Annotated in this window: 7 protein-coding genes; all 7 read right to left on the bottom strand. The window is 65.5% G+C overall.

What is annotated here, in order from left to right; translation table 11 throughout:
- Positions 1 to 172: 172 nt before the first annotated feature.
- The gene (murA, locus tag NS1_RS13080) at positions 173 to 1,453 is read right to left on the bottom strand and encodes a UDP-N-acetylglucosamine 1-carboxyvinyltransferase (RefSeq protein ID WP_056819138.1); all 1,281 of its coding nucleotides are present in this window, start codon (positions 1,451 to 1,453) and stop codon (positions 173 to 175) included.
- A gap of 91 nt (positions 1,454 to 1,544) precedes the next feature.
- On the bottom strand, positions 1,545 to 2,123 hold the full coding sequence (locus NS1_RS13075) for a cob(I)yrinic acid a,c-diamide adenosyltransferase (protein WP_062984468.1): 579 nt from the start codon (positions 2,121 to 2,123) through the stop codon (positions 1,545 to 1,547).
- Complete coding sequence (locus NS1_RS13070) at positions 2,120 to 2,548, bottom strand: DUF2550 domain-containing protein (protein ID WP_056817890.1); 429 nt, start codon at positions 2,546 to 2,548, stop codon at positions 2,120 to 2,122. The genes NS1_RS13075 and NS1_RS13070 overlap by 4 nt, the downstream gene beginning before the upstream one ends.
- 185 nt (positions 2,549 to 2,733) lie before the next feature.
- A complete protein-coding gene (locus NS1_RS13065; protein WP_056817892.1) occupies positions 2,734 to 3,111 on the bottom strand; it encodes a F0F1 ATP synthase subunit epsilon in 378 nt (125 codons plus the stop codon).
- Positions 3,112 to 3,117: 6 nt separating this feature from the next.
- Positions 3,118 to 4,566: a F0F1 ATP synthase subunit beta gene (atpD, locus tag NS1_RS13060; protein ID WP_056817894.1), complete on the bottom strand. Its 1,449-nt coding sequence runs from the start codon at positions 4,564 to 4,566 to the stop codon at positions 3,118 to 3,120.
- A gap of 25 nt (positions 4,567 to 4,591) precedes the next feature.
- Positions 4,592 to 5,563 carry a F0F1 ATP synthase subunit gamma gene (locus NS1_RS13055; RefSeq protein ID WP_062984466.1) on the bottom strand — a complete coding sequence of 324 codons (972 nt, stop codon included), beginning with the start codon at positions 5,561 to 5,563 and terminating at the stop codon, positions 4,592 to 4,594.
- A gap of 58 nt (positions 5,564 to 5,621) precedes the next feature.
- Positions 5,622 to 7,262, bottom strand: coding sequence for a F0F1 ATP synthase subunit alpha (atpA, locus tag NS1_RS13050; protein WP_056817898.1), 1,641 nt, complete (start codon positions 7,260 to 7,262; stop codon positions 5,622 to 5,624).
- Positions 7,263 to 7,292: the final 30 nt, after the last annotated feature.

Raw genomic sequence — 7,292 nt, 5'->3', positions numbered from 1 at the left:
AGGCATTCGCCGGAAGCAAATCCGGTTGATGTAACCCTGAACACATGATCAGTCAGGCGCTCAACGTTCTACCTCGTGTCCCAGCCAGTGGCTGAGTCGGTGTCCGTGTCGCTCTGACTCGAATAAAGTTACGTGCCGACAAACGCGAAGTCAAATCGGCTGGTCAGAGGGTCTATTTCGGCGCATCGACCCGTTCGACCTGCCCCCCGAGCGCCTGCATCTGCTCGACGAACCTCGGATAACCGCGGTCGATGTGATAGACGTCGTGCACTTCGGTGACGCCGTCGGCGACGAGGCCGGCCAGGACCAGGCCCGCTCCCGCGCGGATGTCGGAAGACCAGACCGGCGCACTCGACAAGCGCGGGATCCCACGGACCACCGCATGGTGACCGTCGGTCCTGGCATCGGAGCCCAGTCGGATCATCTCCTCCACGAAACGGAACCGCGCCTCGAAGACGTTCTCGGTGATCATCGAGGTGCCGTCGGCGATGGCGGCCAGGCCGATGGCCATCGGCTGCAGGTCGGTCGGGAAACCGGGGAACGGCAGCGTCGCGAAGTTCACCGCGCGCGGACGTTCGGCCTGCACCACACGGAAGCCGTTGGGCTCGTAGGAGATTCGCGCACCGGCCGAGCGCAGCTTGTCCAGCACCAGGGCGAGGTGCTTGGGGTTGACCCCGGTGACACGGACGTCGCCCGTGGTCATCGCGGCGGCGATCCCCCAGGTGGCGGCGACGATGCGGTCGCCGATCACCCGGTGTGTGGTGGGCGAGAGGCTCTTGACGCCCTGCACGGTGAGCACGGAGGAACCGGCACCGTCGATCTGCGCACCCATCTGGACGAGCATGGTGCACAGGTCGACGATGTCGGGCTCGCGCGCCGCGTTGTCGATGACCGTCTCCCCCTCGGCCAGGACCGCGGCCATCAGGATGTTCTCGGTCGCGCCCACCGACGGGAAGTCGAGGCGGATCCGCGCGCCCTGCAGCTGTTCGGCCGACGCCACGACGCAACCGTGCTCGATCGCACTGGTCGCACCGAGCAGTCGGAGGCCCGCCTGGTGCATGTCGAGGGGACGCGAACCGATCGCGTCGCCACCGGGCAGCGCCACCACGGCACGTTTGCAGCGCGCCATCAGCGGACCGAGCACACACACCGAAGCGCGGAACTGGGTCACCGCGGGGAAGTCCGCGTGGTACTTGGGTTCGGCGGGGGTATCGATGGTCACCACCGAGTTGTCGCCGCCGACGTCGTCGGAGATCGTCACATCGCAGCCGAGGCCGCGCAGCACCTCCGCCATCAAGGGGACATCGAGGATGTCGGGGCAGTTGGTGATGGTGGTCGTGCCCTCGGCCAGCAACGAGGCAGCCATCAGCTTCAGCACGCTGTTCTTCGCGCCGCCGACCGCGACCTCGCCGACGAGTCGATTGCCGCCGGAGACCAGAAACCGTTCGCTCACCACGCCAGCTTATCGACCGTCACGCGACGACACGCCCCCCTGCCACGAAAGAACAAGAAACCGACCGATTCTCCGCGTCGGAGAGTCGCTTTCAGCGTGGCAGCCCGCCGCCGGGCTGCCACAACACATCGCCGGAAGGATTGGTGGCGCGGCTGAGGATGAACAGCAGGTCCGAGAGTCGATTCAGATATTTCGCGGGCAGCACACTGGTGTCGTCAGGGTGTGTTTCGACGGCGGACCACGCGGATCGCTCGGCGCGCCGCACCACGGTGCGGGCTGTGTGCAACAACGCAGCCAACGGCGTGCCTCCGGGCAAGATGAACGAATTCAGCGGTGCCAGACCGTCGTTGAACTCGTCACACCACTTCTCGAGCCGGTCGATGTAGGGCTGGGTGATGCGCAGCGGCGGGTACTTCGGTTCGGCGACAACCGGGGTGGACAGGTCGGCGCCCGCGTCGAACAGGTCGTTCTGGATCTGGCGCAACACCGTCAGCACAGCGGGTTCGGGCGCACCGAGGGCGACGGCGACACCGAGTGCGGCATTGGCTTCGTCGCAGTCGGCGTAGGCGATCAGCCGTGGATCGTTCTTGGCGACGCGAGAGAAGTCGCTGAGACCGGTCGTGCCGTCGTCACCCGTACGGGTATAGATCCGGGTCAGATGCACGCTCACGATGGGCCTCCACGAGTACGGCGGGCGCGATCGGACGGTCGCGACTCCACCCAGGACAGAAAAGCCGCCATCGAACCGCGGTCGAGCGCTAGCTCGAAACTGCTCTGCGGATCGGTGACGGCTACCACCACGATGTCATCGGTCATGATGTCGAATTCGTCGCCCTGCGGCGCTCGGCGCTCGACGATCTCGAGACCCTGCCGATGCACCGTGGAGTCGGGACCGAATTTCAAGCTGGTCAGTTTGAAGAAGACGAGGCGGTCCTCGTCGTAGCGAATGAGCCCGTGCCGCCAGCCGTGGCCGCCGCGCGCGGGCAGCGCGCGTAGTAGCGCGGCCGTGCCCCCTCGGCGCAACATCACCAGGCGATATGTCGACGCACCGGCTACGAACACGAGCGTCAGCACCAGAATGATCAGGAGAACCATCCCGGTTTGCAATGCTGTACGCCCTTTCGTTCTTGCCGGTGTCACAAGACCCCCGCTCCCCCATTCAATCACGACCGCCACGGGACGCTCCGGCCGGATCGTTCATCCCCGCGAAAACGCTGCGCAAACAACTCTGCCGGCGCGGAACCGAAGTTCCTCGCCGGCAGAGCGTTGTTCTACTGCGATCAGTCGGTCACGGTCGCTTCGACCGCGCGCACCTGGCCCTGCGCCGCGCGCAGCTCCACCTCGGTGGCGCTCGCGTCGGAGAGCACCTTGCGCGCCGCGTCGACGTCGACCTCACCCGCGAGATCCGCGGACTCGGCCAGCACACGCACAGTGTCGGCGGTGACCGAGAAGAAGCCGCCGTGCACAGCGGCGACGATCCGCTCGCCGTCGGTCGACACGATGGAAACCGTGCCGCCCTCGACGAGCTGACCGAGCAGCGGCTCGTGGCCTGCCATGATGCCGATCTGACCTTCGGTGGTCTGCGCGCTGACGAACGAAGCCTGGCCGGACCAGATCTTGCGCTCGACAGCTACGAGATCAACTGTCATCTCCGCCATAGTGGACTACTTCCCGAGGATCTTCTTCGCGGCTGCCTCGACGTCGTCGAGACCACCGCAGGAGTTGAACGCCTGCTCCGGGTAGTGGTCGAACTCGCCCTTGCAGACACGGTCGAAGTCGTCGATGGTCTGTTCCAGCGGAACGACCGAGCCGACCTGGCCGGTGAACTTCTCGGCGACGATGAAGTTCTGACCGAGGAACTTCTCCAGGCGACGGGCGCGACCGACGAGGACCTTGTCCTCTTCGGAGAGCTCGTCCATGCCGAGGATGGCGATGATGTCCTGCAGTTCCTTGTACTTCTGCAGGATCCGCTTGACCTCGTTGGCAACCCGGAAGTGGCGCTCGCCGACGATCGAAGCCTCGAGGATACGAGAGGTCGAGGTCAGCGGGTCGACGGCCGGGTAGATGCCCTTCTGCGAGATCGGGCGCGAAAGCTCGGTCGTCGCATCCAGGTGGGCGAAGGTGGTCGCCGGCGCCGGGTCGGTGTAGTCGTCGGCGGGGACGTAGATCGCCTGCAGCGAGGTGATCGAGCGACCCTTGGTCGAGGTGATGCGCTCCTGGAGCTGACCCATCTCGTCCGCCAGCGTCGGCTGGTAACCCACGGCCGAAGGCATGCGACCCAGCAGGGTCGAGACCTCGGAACCGGCCTGGGTGAAACGGAAGATGTTGTCGATGAAGAGCAGCACGTCCTGGTGCTGGACATCGCGGAAGTACTCCGCCATGGTCAGCGCCGACAGGGCCACGCGCATACGCGTGCCCGGCGGCTCGTCCATCTGGCCGAAGACGAGGGCGGTGTCCGGAAGGACGCCCATCTCTTCCATTTCCAGACGGAGGTCGGTGCCCTCACGAGTACGCTCACCGACACCCGCGAACACCGAGGTGCCCGAGAACTCGCGAGCGATACGGGTGATCATCTCCTGGATCAGAACGGTCTTGCCGACACCGGCACCACCGAACAGACCGATCTTGCCGCCCTTGACGTACGGGGTCAGCAGGTCGATGACCTTGACGCCGGTCTCTAGGATCTCGGTCTTGCCCTCGAGCTGGTCGAAGCTCGGCGGCTGACGGTGGATGCCCCACTGCTCGCCGTCCCGGCCGAGGCCGGGGGTGTCGAGGCAGTCACCGAGGGCGTTGAACACGTGGCCCTTGACGATGTCGCCGACGGGCACCGAGATCGGCTTGCCGGTGTCGGTGACAGTCGCGCCACGGACCAGGCCGTCGGTCGGCTGCATCGAGATGGTGCGCACGATGTTGTCGCCGAGGTGCTGAGCGACCTCGAGGGTGAGGGTCTTGGCCACCGACGGGAGCTCGATGTCGGAGTTCAGAGCGTTGAACAGCTCGGGAATGGCGCCACGCGGGAACTCGACGTCCACGACGGGGCCGATGACACGGACGACGCGACCAGCGGTTTCGCCCGCCTTCTTCGCGTTGTCCTGAGTGACAGCTGCGGTCATTAGATTGGTTCTCTTCCTGCGCTACTTAGTCGCGGTCCGAGCTCGACGCCAGCGCATTGACGCCGCCGACGATTTCGCTGATTTCCTGCGTGATCTGGGCCTGACGCACCGAGTTCGCCTCGCGCTGGAGCACATTGGCCAGCTCGTTGGCGTTATCGGTCGCCGCCTTCATTGCGGTGCGCCGAGCCGCGGACTCGGATGCCGCTGCCTCGAGCAACGATGCGTAGATACGCGTGTTGATGTACTTGGGCAGCAGAGCCCCGAGCAGCACATCGGCGTCCGGCTCGAACTCGTACTGTGCCGTGGCCACCGCGTTCGGCGAGTCCGACATCATGTCGTCGCCGAGCTCGTAGTTCTCGTCGACGTAGCTGACCTGGATCGGCGCCAGACGGCGCACCTCCGGGTTCTGGGTCAGCATCGACACGAACTTGGTGTACACGATGTGCAGCTCGTCGACACCCTCGATGGTTCCGGTTTCGTCGAGCGAGGGGACCTCGCCGTCGGAGCCGGCCATGAAGGCCTCGACCAGGTGCTTGCACGCGGCCGACGCGTCGGTGTACTTGGGCTGCTGGGAGAAGCCTGCCCACGACGCCTGGAACGGACGGTTGCGGAACTTGTAGTACGTGATGCCCTTACTGCCCATCACGTACAGAACGGGTTCCTTGCCGTCGCCACGCAGCGAGGTCATGAGCTCCTCGGCACGCTTGAGCACGTTCGAGTTGTAGCCACCGCACATACCGCTGTCACTGGTGATCACCAGGACAGCGGCCCGACGAGCGTTGGCACGCTCGGTCAGCAGCGGGTGCGACAGGTTCTTCGACGCGCTCGCCAGTTCGCCGAGGACCTTGGTGATCTCCTCGGCGTACGGCTTGGCAGCCGCAACCCTGGCCTGGGCCTTGGAAATTCGCGAGGTCGCGATCAGTTCCTGAGCCTTGGTGATCTTCTTGATCGAATTCACACCACGAATGCGGGAGCGCAATTCGCGCAAACTTGCCACTAGCGGTTCACACTCCCTTCATTCGCCAGATCGGAAATTGCCGACATCATGACCCGGCTTACTTGTCGACGTGCTTGCGAGTGACCGACAGCGACTCGACCTCTTCGTGGTCCAGCTCGCCCGCGGCAGCCTCGTTCACGATGCGATTGCCGTCCGAATCGAGGAAGCCCTGCTTGAACTTGTCGGTTTCGGCCTTGATCGCGTCGGCGGCCTCGCCGGCGAGCGGCTTCTTGCCACCCTCGAGCGCGTCGAACGAGGACTGGGTCGCACCGTGCAGGTACTCCAGCAGCTCATTGGTGAAGCGACGCACGTCGGCGACGGGCACCGACTCGTAGTAGCCGGCGTCGACCAGGAAGATCGAGACGACCTGATCCTCGACCGAGACCGGGGAGTACTGGTCCTGCTTGAGCAGCTCGACCCAGCGGGCGCCACGCTCGAGCTGCGCCAGCGACGCGGCATCGAGGTCGGAGGCGAAGGCGGAGAACGCCTCCAGCTCGCGGTACTGCGCCATTTCCAGACGCAGCGAACCGGCGACCTTCTTCATGGCCTTGGTCTGAGCGGCGCCACCGACGCGGGAAACCGAGGTACCGACGTTGATCGCCGGGCGGACGCCCTTGTTGAACAGGTCGGACTCGAGGAAGACCTGGCCGTCGGTGATGGAGATGACGTTGGTCGGGATGAACGCCGAGACGTCGTTGGCCTTGGTCTCGATGATCGGCAGACCGGTCATCGAGCCGGCGCCCATCTCATCGGACAGCTTCGCGCAACGCTCCAGCAGACGGGAGTGCAGGTAGAAGACGTCACCGGGGTACGCCTCGCGGCCCGGCGGACGACGCAGCAGCAGCGAGATGGCGCGGTACGCCTCGGCCTGCTTGGTCAGGTCGTCGAACACGATGAGGACGTGCTTGCCCTGGTACATCCAGTGCTGGCCGATGGCCGAACCGGTGTACGGAGCCAGCCACTTGAAGCCGGCGGAATCGGAGGCCGGGGCCGCGACGATGGTGGTGTACTCCATCGCGCCGTGCTCCTCGAGCGCGGTCTTGACGCCCGCGATGGTGGAGCCCTTCTGGCCGATCGCGACGTAGATGCAGCGAACCTGCTTGTCGACGTCGCCGGTCTCCCAGTTCGCCTTCTGGTTCAGGATCGCGTCGATCGCGACGGCGGTCTTGCCCGTCTTGCGGTCGCCGATGATCAGCTGACGCTGGCCGCGGCCGATGGCCGTCAGCGCGTCGATCGCGGTGATACCGGTGGCCAGCGGCTCTTCGACCGGCTGACGCTCCAGCACGGACGCGGCCTGCAGCTCCAGCACGCGGCGCTCGTCGGACTCGATCTCGCCCAGGCCGTCGATCGGCTGGCCGAGCGGGTTGACGACGCGACCGAGGAACTTGTCACCCACCGGGACCGAGAGCACGTCGCCGGTGCGACGGACCTGCTGGCCCTCTTCCAGCGAGGCGTACTCGCCGAGAATGACGGCACCGATGTTGGTGTCCTCGAGGTTCAGCGCGACGCCGAGAACCCCGCCGGGGAACTCGAGCAGCTCGTTGGCCATCGCCGAAGGCAGGCCGCTGACGTGCGCGATACCGTCGCCGGTATCGGTCACGACGCCGACTTCTTCGATGGAGGTTTCCGGGGTGTAGCTCTGGGTGTAGCTCTCGATCGCGCTACGGATCTCGTCGGAGGAGATCGTCAGCTCCGCCATGTTGTTCCTGCTCTCGCTGTGGTCTCGAAT

The sequence above is a fragment of the Nocardia salmonicida NBRC 13393 genome (assembly GCF_001613085.1).
GTDB classification, from domain to species: Bacteria; Actinomycetota; Actinomycetes; order Mycobacteriales; family Mycobacteriaceae; genus Nocardia; species Nocardia salmonicida.
Note: the sequence above shows the minus strand (reverse complement) of the source record. Positions and strands in the feature narration are given on the sequence as shown.

Bases quoted from the DNA above. Each gene is read 5' to 3' on its own strand.
- atpA (WP_056817898.1), bottom strand. From the start codon at position 7,262: ATGGCGGAGCTGACGATCTCCTCCGACGAGATCCGTAGCGCGATCGAG.
- NS1_RS13070 (WP_056817890.1), bottom strand. From the start codon at position 2,548: ATGGTTCTCCTGATCATTCTGGTGCTGACGCTCGTGTTCGTAGCCGGT.
- atpD (WP_056817894.1), bottom strand. From the start codon at position 4,566: ATGACCGCAGCTGTCACTCAGGACAACGCGAAGAAGGCGGGCGAAACC.
- NS1_RS13065 (WP_056817892.1), bottom strand. From the start codon at position 3,111: ATGGCGGAGATGACAGTTGATCTCGTAGCTGTCGAGCGCAAGATCTGG.